This is a genomic window from Streptomyces sp. NPDC030893 (assembly GCF_055571535.1).
Map to the genome: position 1 here is coordinate 1 of NZ_JBVIFC010000005.1, position 16,720 is coordinate 16,720.

Annotated in this window: 10 protein-coding genes; 4 read left to right on the forward strand and 6 right to left on the reverse strand. The window is 71.8% G+C overall.

Annotated elements, in window-relative coordinates; translation table 11 throughout:
• Positions 1–101: 101 nt before the first annotated feature.
• Positions 102–1,307, reverse strand: a complete 1,206-nt coding sequence (locus tag ACZ434_RS12125) for a glycoside hydrolase family 64 protein (RefSeq protein WP_468454554.1) — start codon at positions 1,305–1,307, stop codon at positions 102–104.
• 261 nt (positions 1,308–1,568) lie between these two features.
• On the opposite strand from ACZ434_RS12125, the gene ACZ434_RS12130 reads away from it, so the two are divergent.
• The 4 genes from ACZ434_RS12130 to yicI all read left to right on the forward strand — a co-directional run bounded on the left by ACZ434_RS12130 (position 1,569) and on the right by yicI (position 10,557).
• Positions 1,569–5,855, forward strand: a complete 4,287-nt coding sequence (locus tag ACZ434_RS12130) for a GH92 family glycosyl hydrolase (protein WP_468455286.1) — start codon at positions 1,569–1,571, stop codon at positions 5,853–5,855.
• Between the two features lie 113 nt (positions 5,856–5,968).
• A complete protein-coding gene (locus ACZ434_RS12135) occupies positions 5,969–6,721 on the forward strand; it encodes an IclR family transcriptional regulator (protein WP_468454555.1) in 753 nt (250 codons plus the stop codon).
• 101 nt (positions 6,722–6,822) lie between these two features.
• Positions 6,823–8,061 carry a PP2C family protein-serine/threonine phosphatase gene (locus ACZ434_RS12140; protein WP_468454557.1) on the forward strand — a complete coding sequence of 413 codons (1,239 nt, stop codon included), beginning with the start codon at positions 6,823–6,825 and terminating at the stop codon, positions 8,059–8,061.
• A 225-nt stretch (positions 8,062–8,286) separates the two neighbouring features.
• Positions 8,287–10,557, forward strand: coding sequence for an alpha-xylosidase (gene yicI, locus ACZ434_RS12145; RefSeq protein WP_468454559.1), 2,271 nt, complete (start codon positions 8,287–8,289; stop codon positions 10,555–10,557).
• 5 nt (positions 10,558–10,562) lie between these two features.
• On the opposite strand, the gene ppk2 is transcribed toward yicI, so the two are convergent.
• From ppk2 to ACZ434_RS12170, 5 genes are all read right to left on the reverse strand, one after another.
• Entirely contained in the window at positions 10,563–11,573 is a 1,011-nt protein-coding gene (gene ppk2 / locus ACZ434_RS12150) for a polyphosphate kinase 2 (protein ID WP_468455288.1), read from the reverse strand.
• 169 nt (positions 11,574–11,742) lie between these two features.
• On the reverse strand, positions 11,743–13,179 hold the full coding sequence (locus tag ACZ434_RS12155; protein ID WP_468454561.1) for a cellulase family glycosylhydrolase: 1,437 nt from the start codon (positions 13,177–13,179) through the stop codon (positions 11,743–11,745).
• Positions 13,180–13,299: 120 nt separating this feature from the next.
• Positions 13,300–14,067, reverse strand: coding sequence for a sulfite exporter TauE/SafE family protein (locus tag ACZ434_RS12160; RefSeq protein ID WP_468454563.1), 768 nt, complete (start codon positions 14,065–14,067; stop codon positions 13,300–13,302).
• Positions 14,068–14,203: 136 nt separating this feature from the next.
• Positions 14,204–14,530 (reverse strand): SCO5918 family protein, encoded by a 327-nt coding sequence (locus tag ACZ434_RS12165; protein ID WP_468454565.1) that lies wholly within the window; start codon positions 14,528–14,530, stop codon positions 14,204–14,206.
• Between the two features lie 177 nt (positions 14,531–14,707).
• Positions 14,708–16,363: a DEAD/DEAH box helicase gene (locus ACZ434_RS12170; RefSeq protein WP_468454567.1), complete on the reverse strand. Its 1,656-nt coding sequence runs from the start codon at positions 16,361–16,363 to the stop codon at positions 14,708–14,710.
• Positions 16,364–16,720: the final 357 nt, after the last annotated feature.

Sequence of the window (16,720 nt, forward strand, 5' to 3'; positions counted from 1 at the left end):
TCCCCCCCCCCCCCCCCCCCCCCCCACCCCCCCCCCCCCCCCCCCCCCCCCCCCCCCCCCCCCCCCCCCCCTCCCCCCTCCCCCTCCGCCGCACGGGAGGGTCAGTCCAACGGGTCGAGTGTGAGGGACGCCTGGCGCGGGTCGCCGTCGTGGACGAGCGACTCGTGGTGGCCGACGTCGTCGAAGGCGAAGCCGTAGGCCTTTCCGTCGGCCATGTGCGCGTGGATGATCCGGGAGTAGTGGTTGGTGACGGGCTCCCGGTAGAAGCCGGCCGCGCTCGTGTCGGGCTGGTGGGGGTTGGTGAGGAGGGTGGTGCGGTGGAATCCCGCGCACAGGGTGCGTGAAATGGGGCCGCGCACCTGGTCGTTCGGGGCGTCGAGATGGCGGTGGCAGCCGAAGACGGAGGAGGCGTCGGGCTTCTGGAAGCCGGTGACGACGGCGCCCGAGGTGTTGGTGAAGTTCATGACGCCGCCGGAGACCCGGCCGAAGTACCTGATGTCGGGGCGGTCGGCGAAGGGTGTGACCGTCAGGGTCGAGCCGGCGTACTTCTGCCAGACCCGGTTGACGTAGTCGTCCAGGACGGAGGCCGGCAGGGCGCCGGTCTCCACTCCGTACAGCGGGGACAGGGCGCGCAGTACGGTGCCGTCGGGCCGGGTCTGGATCAGGTCGGCCCAGCCCCCGGGCTGTCCTCTCAGGGCGTTGAGGACCCCGTTGTAGCCGCCCGGTCGGAGCCGGCCGGCGGTCGCCGTGGTGCCGTCGGCGCGCCGCACTCCCACCGTGTAGGGCGCGGAGAACATGTCGACCTGGGTGCTGTTGAGCCACAGGCCGTCGTTGTCGAGTGTGTACTCCGACCAGTTGAACAGGATGTTCCGGTTGGGGTCCGTGGGGTTCTGCACGGCGGGCTGCACCAGTCCGCCGGTGGTCAGCCTGAAGACCATCTTCTGCCCGTAGGAGAAGTAGAGGCGGCCGGAGAACTTCGGGACGCGGATGGTCTTGGTCTGCCCGGCCGCCGGGCCGGGGATCGAGGCGTCGGGTGCGGGTGTGGGCGGGTTGCCTCCGGCGGGCCAGGGGTGGAACGTGCCGTTCGCGTCGGCCCAGCCCTGCCGGCCGGTCGACGGCTGGGTGCCGAGGTTGTAGAGGAACACCTGGTCGCCGCGGCCCGAGTTGTTGGTGATCGTCATGGGGAGGGTGTCGGGGACCGCGGCATGGGCGGGGGACGGCACTCCGGTGGCGAGCAAGGGTCCGCCGAGCGCGGTGGCCATGCTCAACCCCAGGGCCGTGAACCGGCGTTTGAGTGTGCGCAGCATGCTCCTTCTCCGTTCGACCGTGGCCGGGAACCGTTGTGAGAGCGCTCTCGGAGCGTCCCGCCTTGGTATGGACCTGTCAACGGGTGGGGAGTCGGTGATTCCGGATCCACCCGGCACCCACGCGACGTCCCGCGATGTTCATCCGGTCGTTCCCCAGGTCTTCCGCCGGCGGGCCCGAGGCGCTGAACTATAGGCCGCGGCCCGCGAGACGGCCGCTGCATGGACAACGTTGTCACCTGGGAAAGCAGGAACACGGACACGATGTGGAACGCCACCGAGCCCCCACCGACGCCCTCGCCGGGCCGTCGCAGACTTCTCACCACCGCGCTGGTGCTGGGCGCGCTGATCGCCGGGCTGACGCCCGCGGCCGGCGCGGCCGCCCCGAAGCACCGTGACATCACGGCGTTCGACGCCGTCGACCCGTTCATCGGCACGCGCCTGGACACGTCCCAGAACAAGGGGAACAGCGCGTACGGCAACACCTGGCCGGGCGCCACGGTGCCGTTCGGCATGGTGCAGTCCTCCCCCACCACGTACCGCACCTCGGACGGGGACCAGAAGGGCGGGTACGAGTACACGGCCGACCGGATCCGCGGCTTCGGCATGACCCGTCTCTCCGGGACCGGCTGCGAAGGCCGGTTCAGCGGCTTCGACTTCCCGGTGCTGCCCTACACCGGCGAGCTCACCGAGGGCGCCCTGCCCTCCAGCCCGGCCGAGAGGATCACCGACTACTACGTCGGCTTCGACCACGCCGGCGAGAAGGCCGACCCCGGCTACTACTCCGTGGACCTCGCCAACGGCGTGGAGACGGAGCTGACCGCCACCACGCGCACCGCCGTGAGCCGCTTCGACTTCCCCTCCGGCGGCACCTCGACCCTGCTGTTCGACGTGGCCGGTTCCAACAACCGGGTCTTCGGCAGCGAGGTGAAGGTCGACGGCGACACCGTCAGCGGCTGGGTGGAGACGGCCTCGGTGTGCGACGAGGGCGGACGCTACCGGGCGTACTTCTCCACCACGTTCGACCGTCCCGTCAAGGCCCACGGCACCTGGGAGGGTTCCGGGGTACGGCCCGGTTCGGACGCCGCCTCCGGTGGCGGGACCAAGCACGGTGCGGGTGCCTACCTCGTCTTCGACCGGGGCGCGAAGGTCACCGCGAAGACCGGCCTGAGCTATGTGAGCGTCGAGGGCGCGGCACGCAACGCCCTGACCGAGACCCGCGGCCGGAGCTTCGACCGGGTCCGCGACCAGGCCGCCCGCGTGTGGCGGGACGCGCTCGGCACCGTCGACGCGGAGGGCGGCACCCGCGCCGAACGGGTGAAGTTCTACACGGCGTTGTACCACTCGCTGCTCCACCCGAACGTCTTCGACGACGTCAGCGGCGAGTACCGGGGCTACGACGGAGAGATCCACCGGGTCGCCAAGGGCCGCCACCACTACGTCACCTACGCGGGCTGGGACACCTACCGCAGTCACGCCCAGCTGGTCGCCCTGCTGTTCCCCGAGGTCGGCAGCGACATCAACCAGTCGATCACCGACATGGTCCGCCAGACCGGCACCTGGCCCAACTGGCCGCATCTCAACCAGGCGCAGCAGAAGATGAGCGGTGACTCGCTGCAGTCGGTGGTCGCCTCGATCGACGCGTTCGGCAGCACGGACTACGACCGCCGGGCCGCGCTGGAGTCGATGCGGACGACCCAGAGCCTGCCGGCCGACGCCACGCTGCGGCGGCACGCCTACCAGTACGCGACCGTGGGATTCATCGAGAACCGCAAGGGCGACTCGGCGACGTCGAAGACGCTCGAGTACGCCGTGGACGACTTCGGCATCGCCCAGCTCGCCCGGCGGCTGGGCGACGAGGAGACGTACGACCGGTTCATGGTCCGGGCGCAGAACTGGCGGAACGTGTTCGACGACGCCGCCGGCCACATACGGCCCCGCGAGCGGACGGGCTTCGACCGGGGCTTCGACCTCGGTGAGCGGGGCAACCAGTTCGAGCAGGCCACCGGCTACCAGTACGGCTGGATGGTGCCGCACAACGTCGGCGCGCTGATCGAGAAGCGCGGCGGCGTCGAGGCCACCACGAAGGCCCTCGACGATCACACCCGTGAGCTGGACGCGGGCGTGTACGACACCTCGGGCGCGTATCTGAGCAACCAGCCCAGCTTCACCATGCCGTTCGTCTACAACTGGCTGCGGCAGCCGCACCGTACGGCGGACGTGCTGCGCCGGGCGGTGGACGAGATGTACGACACCTCGCCCTCGGGGCTGCCCGGCAACGACGACCTCGGCTCGCTGAGCAGCTGGTACGTGTGGGCGAACATGGGACTGTTCCCCGCGATTCCCGGCACCGCCGATCTGGTGGTGAGCGGACCGATGTTCGACCGGGTCGTGGTGGACAGCGCCGACAGCCGGCGCAGGATCGTCCTCGACGCCCCCCGGGCCGGCGAGGCGCCCTACGTCCGCTCGTTGAAGGTGAACGGCCGTGCCACCGGCCGTTCCTGGCTCCCCGCGGACTTCACCCGCAAGGGCGGCCGGCTCGACTTCCGGATGTCGGCGAAGCCCGGCAGCTGGGGCACCCGGGCCGCCGATGTCCCGCCGTCGCACACCGACGGCACGGACGAGCGGAACAACACCGGCGTCACGCCCGACGGGCACGGCGACCTCGGTTCGCTCGACCTCAGCGACAACTCCCTGTCCAGGGAGCGGCTGGCGCGGGCCGGAGCGGCGCCGGGTGCGAAACTCCCGCTGGGTGACACCGGTGTGGAGTTCACCTGGCCGGACACCGAGCCCGGGGAGCCCGACAACTGGATTCCGCACGGCCAGCGCATCCGCATGGACGGCGCCCCGGCCACCGGGATCTCCTTCCTCGGCCTCGCCACCAACGGGCCCGCGCAGGGCACCGCGGTGGTCGAGTACACCGACGGCTCCACCCAGTCGGTGCCGGTGCGGCTGACCGACTGGACGCCGGGGACGAACCACCGGTTCGGCAACGAGCCGCTGGTGACCACGAAGGGACGCAACCGGGCCTCGGGCGGCGCCGACACCGTGGAGACCAAGGTGTTCGCCACCCGTCCCCAGCCGCTGGATCCGAAGAAGCGGGTCGCCGCCGTCGTGCTGCCGCAGGGCACCGACCGCGGTGTCATGCATGTGTTCGACGTCGCGCTCACCGACAACCCCGATCTCGAGTTCCCCGGTCTGGAGCCCTCGCGCATCGTCCTCACCCCCACCGCGGAGCCGGAGACCTCCCAGGCCGTCACCTGGCGCACGGCGGCCGTGCCGGCCTCCGGCCAGGTGCGGATCCGTGAGGCCGGCACCGAGCGCTGGCGGACCGTGACCGCCCGCACCGGCGAGGAGCTGGAGGCGGGCGGGGAGCTGACCCGCACGCACTCCGCGGTCGTCGACCGCCTCTCCCCCGGCACCGCGTACGAGTACCGGGTCGGCACGGGCGACCGGTTCAGCCCCGTGTACCGGTTCACCACCGCCCGGCCCGCGGGCGAGGACTTCACGTTCCTCTACTTCGGCGACGCCCAGAACGACCTGGCGGCGAAGTGGGCGCCGGTCGTGAAGCAGGCCTACGACCGCTATCCCGACGCCGTCGGCAGCGTCAACGCCGGGGATCTCGTCAACACCTCGGGCAACGACGCCGAATGGCGGGACTGGTTCGGGGCGATGGACGGCTACAGCCAGACGACCAACGTCATCGCCGCGCCCGGCAACCACGAGTACGCGGGAGACACCTTCCTCAAGAAGTGGAAGTCGACCTTCGAGTACCCGGCCAACGGGCCGAGGGCCGCGCCGGCCGCCGACGGTACCCCCGCCGAGCGGCAACGTGCCGCCTACGAGGCGCACATGGCGAAGGCGCTCACCGAGACCGCGTACTACACCGACTACCAGGGGGTGCGGTTCATCTCCCTCAACGCCAGTACGCACGACGCCCGTTCGCTGATGACGCCGGACGACCTCCCGGCGTGCAGCGAGAACTGCCCCGATCCGCAGCGGCTCTGGCTCGGTATGCAGGGCCGCTGGCTGGACCACGTCCTCGAGGACAACCCCGGCAAGTGGGCGGTGGCGGTGTTCCACCAGCCGGTGTTCTCCGCCGCGGAGGGCCGCGACGAGAAGCCGGTGCGCGACGCCTGGCTGCCGGTGTTCCAGCGCGGCGACATCGACCTGGTGCTGATGGGACACGACCATGTGTACGCCCGCGGCCACGTCGACTCCGACGCCGGCTCCACCCCCGGTGTGACCACCGGCCCCGTCTACACGGTCGCCGTCTCGGGGCCGAAGTACTACGAGCTCGCCCCCGAGGACGACAACGTGTGGACCCGCAACGGGGCGACGCAGGTGGTCCGCGCGGGACACACCTCCACGTTCCAGGGGATCGAGGTCACGAAGGACACGATCCGCTACGAGGCGGTCGTCGCCGCCAAGGGGGACGACCGGTCCACCACCGACAAGGAGGTCGGTGAGGTCCTCGACTCGTTCACCATCACCAAGCGCGACGACGGCACGAAGTACGTGACCGAGGACGGGGTGCCCGTTCCGGACTGAGTACCCCGCCGTGGGCCCGGCCGGGACGGCTCCGGGCCGGGCCCACGGCTCGCCTCCGTCGCCCGCGGCCGTCGCGCCTTGCCTGCGGCGAGCGGCTGACGCAGGCTGGTCCCATGGGTGCGGAGCCGACGCTCATCTCCTCCGTGCAGCGGGCCTTCCGGCTGCTGGAGGCGGTGAGCGCGCACCGGAACGGCGCGCCGGCGAAGCAGCTGGCACGGGAGACGGGGCTGCCGCCGGCCACGGCGTACCACCTGCTGCGCACGCTCGTGCACGACGGGTACCTGCGCAAGCTGGACGACGGCGGGTTCGTGCTGGGCGAGCGGTTGCGGAGCCTGCACACGGCGGGCGGCGGGCAGGCGCTGCTCAGCCGGGTCCGGCCCGCGCTCGCCGCGCTGCGCGACGAACTCTCCAGCGCCGCCTATCTCACGTTCTACGAGGACGGCGAGATCCGGGTCGCCGAGATCGTCGACGGTCCGCGCACCCCGCGGGTGGATCTCTGGGTCGGTTTCGAGGACGCCGGGCACGCCACCGCGCTGGGCAAGTCCGTGCTGAGGGAGCTCGACGACGAGGCACGCCGGGAGTACCTCTCCCGGCACCCCCTCAACGACCTCACCCCCCGGACGATCACCACGGCGCCGGCACTGATCCGCCAGATCGAGACCACCGCCCTGGCCCCGGCCGTGACGGACCTGGAGGAGTACGCCCTGGGGACCGTCTGTGTCGCGGTGCCGGTCTACAGCGGCCGCACACTCGGCTCGCTCGGTGTGTCGATGCCGAAGGACCGGCTCTCCCGGCTCGACGAGGTCCGTAAGCGGCTCCTCCCCACCGCCGGACGGGTGAGCCGAGGCCTGTCGCTCACTATCTGAAAAGCACACCCTTGTGACGTTCCCAACGATCACTTTTCCTGAATAAACAGACATTTCAGGCCGCGCGTACGGCGCACAAAGGTGAGGACACCGGACGACACATGAGTCACGCCCCTCGGCACGGACGCGACCATTCGCCGACACGGCCGTACCCGCGGAGGACCGGGCGCATCTGCTCGCCCCGGGTGCAGACGGTCGTGCACTGGGCCGCCGGCACCACGGTCCTGCCGTTACTCATCGTCCTCCTCGTCGTGTGCGTCGACCTGTTCGGCGGGACGGGCAAGATCTGGCTGCCGCTGCTGGCCGCCGGGCCGGCGCTGGCGGCAGCGACCAGCCGGCCGGTCGGGGTGCTGGGGGTCGGGGTCCTGGCCTCGCTGCTCGGGGCGGGGATCGGTGCCCGGCACGGCGTGGCGGCGGCACAGCTGGTCGTCGTACTCGCCGCGCTGGTGACCGTCACCCTGGCCGGCACGCTCGCCAGTGCCCTGCGCGAACGGCGCGAACGGGTGCTCGCAGCCGTCCGCTCGGTCGCCGAGACCGCCCAGCACGCGCTGCTCGCGCCGGTTCCCGCGACCGTCGGCCCGTTCCAGACGGCCGTCCGCTACAGCGCCGCGGCGGCGGAGGCCCGGATCGGCGGCGACCTGTACGCCCTCGTCGACACTCCGTACGGGGTCCGGACGATCGTCGGCGATGTGCGCGGCAAGGGGCTGCCGGCCGTCGGGACCGCCGCTCTCGTGCTCGGCGTGTTCCGCGAGGCGGCCTACGACGAACCGGACCTCCGGAACGTCGTCGCCCGGATCGAACGGAGCCTGGCCCGCAACCTCGGCAGCGACGACTTCGTCACCGCCGTGGTCGCCGGGTACCCCGAGCCCGGGCGGCTGGAGATGGTCAACTGCGGACACGCGGCCCCGCTGCTGATCCGCGGCGCCGAGGTGGTGCCGGTGGACCCGCTGCACCCCGCGCCGCCGCTGGGGCTGCGCTCCCTGTCCGGGGACTCCCCCTGCCTCCAGGTGGTGCCGTTCACCGAAGGGGACCAGCTGCTCCTCTACACCGACGGAGTCACCGAGGCCCGCGACGCCGGCCGTGACTTCTACCCGCTGGCCGAGGGCCTCGCCCGGCACCTGTGCGACGAGCCGTCCCGCACGCTCGCCGCGCTGCACGAGGAACTCCTGGAGCACGTCGGCGGCCGGCTGCACGACGACGCCGCGCTGCTCCTGCTGCGCAAGCCGCTCACCGCCCCGCCTGCGGACCCCGGCGCGCGCGCCGGCAGTCTCGCGCCGGCCGGCACCCGCGGGGGCACCGCACCGCACGATGTCCGGCAGGGACGTCCAGAGGGCTGGTGAAGCGCTTCGACGAAATCGACTCCCGTTGAGGCGGGATTCGACGCTTCACCGGGTGCGATGGGTGCGGTCCGATCTCCGATCCGCCGGGCGGAAGCCGGCCGCACCGGCCCCCCACCCGTGCGGTCTGCTCGCACCAAGGCGTGACAGGTTCCACAGTGCCTGTCATAGTTGCTGGTCAGAGGCTGACACTCGCCCCTCCGCCGCCCTCACTCTCCGAGGAAGACCATGAAATTCACTGACGGCTTCTGGCGCATCCGCGACGGCGTCCAGATCTCGTATGCCACAGAAGTGCGTGACGTGCGCTCCGAATCGAAGCGCTTCACCGCGTACGCCTCCGTGAAGAAGGTGAACCACAGGGGCGACACCCTCAACGCACCGCTGATCACGGTCGAGTGCTTCTCCCCCGCCGAGGGCGTCATCGGCGTCCGGGTCACCCATCACGCGGGCAAACACCGGCCGGGCCCCGACTTCGTGCTCACCGGCGAGGAGGACGGGGCCGGGACGGTGCGCCGGGACGGCACGGTGACGGAGCTGACCAGCGGCCCCCTGACCCTCCGGCTCGACGCGGCCGGGCCCTTCGGGCTGACCTTCCTCGACGCGGACGGACGGGAACTGACCCGTTCCGGCGCCAAGAGCACGGCCTACGCCACGACCGGCGGGGGCGCGCACCATGTGCTGAGCCGGCTGTCGCTCGGCGTCGGCGAGCAGGTCTACGGCCTGGGCGAGCGCTTCACCCCGTTCGTCAAGAACGGCCAGACCGTCGACGTCTGGCAGGCCGACGGCGGCACGAGCAGCGAACAGTCCTACAAGAACGTCCCGTTCTACCTCTCCTCGCGCGGTTACGGCGTCTTCGTGAACCACCCCGGCGCGGTCTCCTTCGAGATCGGCTCCGAGTCCGTCGGCCAGGTCCAGTTCAGCGTCGAGGACCAGTCACTGGAGTACTACGTCGTCGCCGGACCGACCCCCAAGGAGGTCCTCGGCCGCTACACGGCCCTCACCGGACGCCCGGCCCTGCCCCCCGCCTGGTCCTTCGGTCTGTGGCTCAGCACCTCGTTCACCACCTCGTACGACGAGGAGACGGTGACGTCGTTCGTCGACGGCATGGCCGAGCGGGGCATCCCGCTGTCCGTCTTCCACTTCGACTGCTTCTGGATGCGCGAGTACCAGTGGTGCGACTTCCGGTGGGACCCGGACGTCTTCCCCGACCCGGACGGCATGCTGGCCCGGCTCAAGGAGAAGGGGCTGCGCGTCAGCGCCTGGATCAACCCGTACATCGCCCAGAAGTCCGCCCTGTTCGACGAGGCCGCCGCCCTCGGGCACCTGGTGCGCCGGGCCAACGGCGACGTGTGGCAGTGGGACCTGTGGCAGGCCGGCATGGGCCTGGTCGACTTCACCGGTCCGGACGCGCGGGCCTGGTTCCAGTCCAAGCTCAGGCCCCTGCTCGACCAGGGCGTGGACTGCTTCAAGACCGACTTCGGCGAGCGCATCCCGACGGACGTCGTCTGGCACGACGGCTCCGACCCGGAGCGCATGCACAACTACTACACGCATCTGTACAACCGCACGGTGTTCGAACTCCTGGAGAAGGAGCGCGGGCAGGGCGAGGCCGTGCTCTTCGCCCGCTCCGCGACCGCCGGCGGCCAGCAGTACCCGGTGCACTGGGGCGGCGACTGCTGGGCGTCCTTCGAGGCGATGGCCGAGTCGCTGCGGGGCGGTCTGTCCCTGTCGCTGAGCGGCTTCGGCTTCTGGAGCCACGACATCGGCGGCTTCGAGGGCACGCCGAGTCCGGAGGTGTTCCAACGCTGGCTGGCGTTCGGTCTGCTGTCCTCGCACAGCCGGCTGCACGGCTCCACGTCGTACCGGGTGCCGTGGGAGTTCGGCGACGGGGCGGTCGACGTCGCCCGCCGGTTCACCCTGCTCAAGCACCGCCTGATGCCGTACCTGTACGGCGCGGCGGCCGAGACCCACCGCACGGGCGTGCCGATGATGCGGCCGATGGTGCTGGAGTTCCCCCACGACCCGGCGTGCCGCCCCCTGGACCGGCAGTACATGCTGGGCCCCGACCTCCTGGTCGCGCCGGTGTTCAGCGCGGACGGCGAGGTGGAGGTGTATCTGCCGGAGGGCACCTGGACCCATCTGCTGAGCGGCGACCGGGTCACCGGCCCGTGCTGGCGCACGGAACGGCACGACTACGACAGCCTTCCCCTGTACGTCCGTGAGGGCGCCGTACTGGCCCTGGCGGGCGACGACTCCCGGCCGGACGGCGACTGGCTGGACGCACCGGTGCTGCTCGCGCACCCGCCGGCCGACCCCGGCTACGCGACGGAGGTCACCGTGCCGGACCCGGCGGGGCTTGTCGCCGCGACGTTCCGGGTGCGGCGGGACGGCGGCGTCCTCAGGGTCACAGCCTCGGGGACCGACCGGCCGTTCACCGTGCGCGTCGCCGGCGGGGCCGAGGCACGGGGCGTGGGCGAGGTGACCGTGCCCCTGGGGTGACCGGGTCAGCTCCGCGGGTGGCTGCCCGGCCCGTCGCCGGGGCCCGCGAGGGGGGTCGGTGAGAGGACCGCGGGTTCCTCACCGGCCTCCAGCAGGGTGTCCGCGGCACCCACGATCAGCGGGTCGGGCTTGCCCAGTGCCCCGGGGTCCTTCGCCGGGTAGTCGCAGCGGTCGAGGAGACTGCGCATGGCCTCCAGCCGTCCCCGGCGCTTGTCGTTGTTCTTCACCACGGTCCACGGCGCCTGCGGGGTGTCCGTGGCCCGGAACATCGTGACCTTGGCCGTGGTGTAGTCGTCCCACAGGTCCAGTGAGGCGAGGTCCATCGGGGACAGTTTCCACCGCCGCAGCGGATCGACCTGGCGGATCGCGAACCGGGTGCGCTGCTCGGCCCGGGACACGGAGAACCAGAACTTCACCAGCATGATGCCGTCGTCGGTGAGCAGCCGCTCGAACAGCGGGGTCTGCTGGAGGAACTGGTGGTACTCCTCGTCCGTGCAGAACCCCATGACCCGCTCGACCCCGGCGCGGTTGTACCAGGAGCGGTCGAAGAAGACGATCTCGCCCCGGGCCGGAAGATGGGCCACATAGCGCTGGAAGTACCACTGGCCCGCCTCCCGCTCGGTCGGTTTCTCCAGGGCGACGACGCGGGCGCCACGGGGGTTCAGGCGCTCCATGAAGCGCTGGATGGTGCCGCCCTTGCCGGCCGCGTCCCGCCCCTCGCAGACCACCACGATCCGCTGGCCGGTGTCCTTCACCCAGCGCTGCATCTTCAGCAGCTCGATCTGCAGGACGCGTTTGGTGCGGTCGTACTCCGCCCGGCGGATCCTGCGGTCGTAGGGGTGGTTCTCGCGCCAGGTCTCGATCGGGGTGCCGTCGGCGTCGAGGAGCACGGGGCGCTCCGGGCGCCGGACATCCACCTCCAGCCCCTGGAGCAGATCGTCGCCGATCGGCCCGGAGGGCGTGCCCCCGGCTTCCCTACCGCCCTCCGGTGTGCCCGGCTGTTCGGCCGTCACCATCGTCTCCCGCCTCTCGGGTGCCCTACGGAACACGTATGTCCCCCTGCCACGTGCGGTAATCCGGCGGCGCGGCCGGGAGCGACGGCGGACCCGGGCCGGCCGCGGACACGGCGAGCGGAGCCGCCCCGTCCGGCGCGGGGGCCGGGCGGGGCGGGTTGCCTGGCGGCGGTCAGCCGGCGGGGAAGGCGTCCGGGGTCCTGATGCGGTCGCGGATCCAGACGCCGGCGGGCTTCAGCGACGCCGTGCCGGCCCAGGGGCCGTTGTCGTCGCAGGTGCCGGTGTCGAAGACGGCTCCGGTGCGGTGGTCGTCGGAGAAGTTCCAGTTGACCCAGCTGATCTTCTTGCTCGCCATCAGGTCGAGGTAGCGCTGGGACATCGCGAAGTCGTCGGCTCCCTCACCGGCGTAGTTCTGGGTGCCGAACTCGGTGACGAACACCGGGATGCGGTCGGCGGCGCGGGAGAGGGCCGCCAGGTACGCGTCCCGGTGCGAGTCGGCGTAGAAGTGGAAGGTGTACATGATGTTGGAGGCGTCGACCGGGTTGTTCACGACCTCGGACTCGTCGGCGCCCTCGGAGACGCCGAGCGAGGACCAGGCGCGGGTGCCGACGAGGACCGGGGCGTCGGGGTCGATGTTCCGGATGACCGGGATGATCCGTTCCGCGTAGCTCTTGATCCGCTGCCAGCTCACGCCGCTGGGCTCGTTGGCGATCTCGTAGAGGATGTTGTCGCGGCCCTTGTTGCGGGTGGCGATGTCGGTGAAGAACTTCCGCGCGTTGTCGAGGTTGGCCATGGGGTCGCCGGGGTCGAGCATGTGCCAGTCGACGATCACGTACATGCCGCGCTCGCTCGCCTGCCGGATCAGGGAGTCGGCCAGGGCGGTGAAGTGCGCGGGGTCGGTCTCGTAGCCGCCCTCCTGCACGTAGGTGGAGACGCGCAGGACGTCGGCGTTCCAGTCCTCGGCCAGGGCGTCGAGCGATCCGTCGGTCAGGCACTGGGAGTACCACTGGGTGCCGTGGGTGCTCATGCCGCGCAGCTGGATCGGGTGGCCGTCCTCGTTGCACAGCTTGGTGCCGCAGACCTCGAGTCGTCCGTTGGCCTCCACGGGGGTGCCGGACCCGGGCGGGTCGGTGGGCGGGTCGGTCGGTGTGGTGCCGCCGCCCTCGCAGGGCACGCCGTTGACCGTGCAGTTGAGGGGCAGTCCGGTGCCGGTGGTGTTGAAGCCGAAGCTCTGCCGGCCGCCGGGGGCGACGGTGGCGTTGTACGACACGTGGGTGAAGCGGTAGTGCTGTCCCTGCCGGGTCCTGGTGGCGGACCAGTGGCTGCTGACCGTCGTTCCGGCGGGCAGGTCGAACTCGACGGTCCAGCCGTCGGCCGGGGTGTCGCCGTCGTTGGTGATCGTCACGTCGGCGCCGTACCCGGTGTCCCAGGCGGTCGTGCGCGTGATCTGCGCGGTGACCCCGGCGTCCGCCCGGGCAGCGGTGGCGTCCGCGCCCGTGGGGGCCGGGGCGGCGGGTGTTTCCGGGGCGGTGGTCAGGGTGAGGAGGAGGGCACTGGCGAGCGCCGCGGCGGCCGCGGCGGGGCGTAGCGGGAGACGTGCCGGTGTCATGGGGGGCTCCGTCCGGGACTGGATGGTTAGGAAAGTTTCCTAACCAGAAGGAACCAGAGCCTGCCTTGGATTGCAAGGTGCACGACAAGCTCTTTCGCCCGTCCCGGGTGAACGTCCTGCTCAGCGGAGCAGCAGCTGCACGAGGGCGACGGTGCCGATGACGACGATCAGGGTCCGCAGCACGGCGGGGCTGAACCTGCGGCCCGTGGCCGCCCCGAGTTGGCCGCCCAGGGCGGAGCCGGCGGCGATGAGCGCGACGGCCGTCCAGTCGAAGTCGGCGACGAAGAGGAAGAAGGTCGCGGCGACGGTGTTGACGATGGCGACGAGCACGTTCTTGACGGCGTTGAGCCGCTGCAGGGGCTCGTCGAGGAGCAGGCCCATCAGGGACATGTAGATGATGCCCTGCGCCGCGGCGAAGTAGCCGCCGTAGACGCTGGCCAGGGTCAGGCCGGTGAACAGCGGCCATCCGCCGTCGCGCGGGGCGGCCTCGCGCGACGGCCGGCGCCGGTCGCGCACCTTCCTGCCGATGAGCGGCTGGAGGGCGACGAGGACGAGCGCGAGGCCGACCAGGGTCGGGACGATGGTCTCGAACGCCTCGGCGGGCAGGGCCAGCAGCAGCGTGGCCCCCGCGATCCCGCCCAGCGCCGAACCGATGCCGAGCCTGCGGACCCGGCGGGCCTGGCCGGCGAGCTCCCGCCGATAGCCGATGGCCCCGCTGATGGAGCCGGGGATCAGGCCGAGGGCGTTGGAGACGGTGGCCGTGAGGGGTGACAGTCCGGTGGCGAGGAGCACCGGGAAGGTCACCAGGGTTCCCGAGCCGACGACCGCGTTCATGGCGCCGGCACCGACGCCCGCCGCGAAGACGCCGGCCATCTCCAGCGGCGTCATGCCGGGCCTCCGGTCGCACCGTCGGCGTCCGGTGACGCGTGGGGCCTGCGGGGGTACGGGGAAGCGTTCATGGGAGGACGCTAGCCCGGCGACCCTTCGGCGGTCGCCGAAGGGTCGCCGGCGGAGGGCGGGCGGCTCAGGACTGCGGGTCGACCGGGTTCACCGGGCTGCCCAGCAGTTCCGACGCGGCCTCGAGCGGGGAGAGGGCGGGCGCGGGCGGCGCGGCATCGGGGTGGGGGTGGCAGGTGAACCCGAGGCGGGTCATGGCCCGGACGACCTCGCCGCTGGTGAAGTCGCGCCGGTCCTGCCGGGTGATGACCTGCCCCACCTGCTTGGCGGGGTAGCGGCGGCGCCCGATGGTGACGGACTCACCCGTGACCGGCTCGGGGGTGACGCCTTTCATCGATTCCAGGACACCGGCCTTGGTCAGGTCGAACGGGTAGCGGGCGATGACACAGCGCATGGTGCCTCACAAGGGGAGAAGGGAGCGGGCCGGCCCCGGAGGGCGGGGCGGCCCGCGGCGGGCTGGAGCCGGAGCGGAACTGCGGGGCGACATGTCGACAGGAAGCCGTCGCACGGCCGTACCGTCATGTCGTCATGTCGCCCTCTCGTCATGTCGTCGTGGGCCGGCGGTGCCGTACTAGGCCGCGCGGTCGCCGGACCGCTTCGTCCGCGGCCTGCGGCGCGGTGCCTCGCCGGCCCGCCGCCCCTGGGAGGCGCGGCCCTGTTCCGGGAGGTCCGGTGCGGTACGGCTTGGTGTCCCGCGGCCCTGTGCGGACCGTTCCCCGCTACCGCGGCCCTCGGTCCTGCCGGCCTGGGCGCCGCCGCCCTGCCGCGTACGGTCCTGGGCGCCCCGGCCGCCCCGGCGGCCGCGCGATGAGGAGGAGGCGGCACGGCGGGGGCGCTCCACGGCCGGCGCCGCGATGACGACCGGAACGCCGGAGGGGGTCCGGGCGCCCGTGAGGCGGATCAGTTCCGCGTCGCCCGAGCGCACCTCGGTGACGCGCGGGGTGATGCCGGCCTGGGTCATCAGCCGGCTGAACTCGCGCCGCTGGTCGCGGGTCACCAGGGTGACGACGCTGCCGGACTCACCGGCGCGGGCGGTGCGTCCGCCGCGGTGCAGATAGTCCTTGGGGTCGGTGGGCGGGTCGACGTTGACGACCAGGTCGAGGTTGTCGACGTGGATGCCGCGTGCCGCGACGTTCGTCGCCACCAGCACCGTCACCTGTCCGCCCTTGAACTGGGTGAGGGTGCGGGTGCGCTGGGGCTGGGACTTGCCGCCGTGCAGGGCGGCCGCGCGCACGCCACTGCTGAGCAGGTGCTTGGTGAGCCGGTCCACGGCGTGCTTGGTGTCCAGGAACATGATCACCCGGCCGTCCCGTGCCGCGATCTCGGTCGTCGTCCGGCGCTTGTCCGTGTCGTCGACGTGGAGGACGTGGTGTTCCATCGTGGTGACCGCGCCCGCGGAGGGGTCGACGGAGTGGACCACCGGGTCGCTCAGGTATCGCCGTACCAGCTGGTCGACGTTGCGGTCGAGGGTCGCGGAGAAGAGCATCCGCTGGCCGTCCGCCCGCACCTGGTCGAGCAGCCTGGTGACCTGCGGCAGGAAGCCCATGTCGGCCATCTGGTCCGCCTCGTCGAGGACGGTGACGCCGACCTCGTCGAGTGCGCAGTCCCCGCGGTCGATCAGGTCCTTGAGCCGCCCGGGCGTGGCGACGACGACCTCCGCGCCGGCCCGCAGCGCCGCGGCCTGCTTGCCGATCGACAGGCCGCCGACCACGGTCGCCAGCCGGAGCCGCACCGAGCGGGCGTACGGCGTCAGCGCGTCGGTGACCTGCCCGGCCAGTTCACGGGTGGGGACGAGGACCAGGGCGAGCGGCCTGCGGGGCTCGGCGCGGTGGCCGGCCGTGCGGGCCAGCAGCGCCAGCCCGAAGGCGAGGGTCTTTCCCGAGCCCGTACGGCCCCGGCCGAGCACGTCACGGCCGGCCAGGGAGTTCGGCAGCGTGGCCGCCTGGATGGGGAACGGCGCCGTCACGCCCTCCTGGCCGAGGGTGGCCTGGATCTCCGCGGGCAGGGCGAGTTCGGCGAAGGCGTCCACCGCGGGAAGCGCGGGGGTGGTCGTCACCGGGAGGGCGAACTCCCCTGTCGCCGGGGCGCGCCGGCCGCCGGAGCCCTTGGAGCGCCGCTGCGCGCCCACGCGGTCGGCTGCGGCTGTCGTCCGGCGACCTCCCTTGGCGAAACCCTGACCGCCGGAGCGGGCACGGGCCGTTCGATTGTTCGCACGAGCCTGGGTCAAGTGGAACCTTCCCTGATGTGGCACGTATCAAGGAATGTCCGCCGCAGTGGAGCAACGCAGGGAATTGCAAGAACGAGCCGGATCGAAGTGGTGTGTTTCCGGCCTGCGGCTTTTCGATCACCACGACAGCGACGATCACCACGACTACAACTGACCTCGGACAGTAGCACGGAGGGTTTCTGCGCCGCAGCCGGGGCCGGCCGCCCTCCAGGGTGGCGCAGGGCGCAGAGGAAGGCGATGCCGAGGGCGATGGCCATGCCGTAGGACACCCACTGGTCCGCCTCGGCGTAGTCCTGCGTACCGCCGCCATGGTGTCCCGCATCACGGCGTTGGCGGCGCCGCTCCCTTCGGGGACGC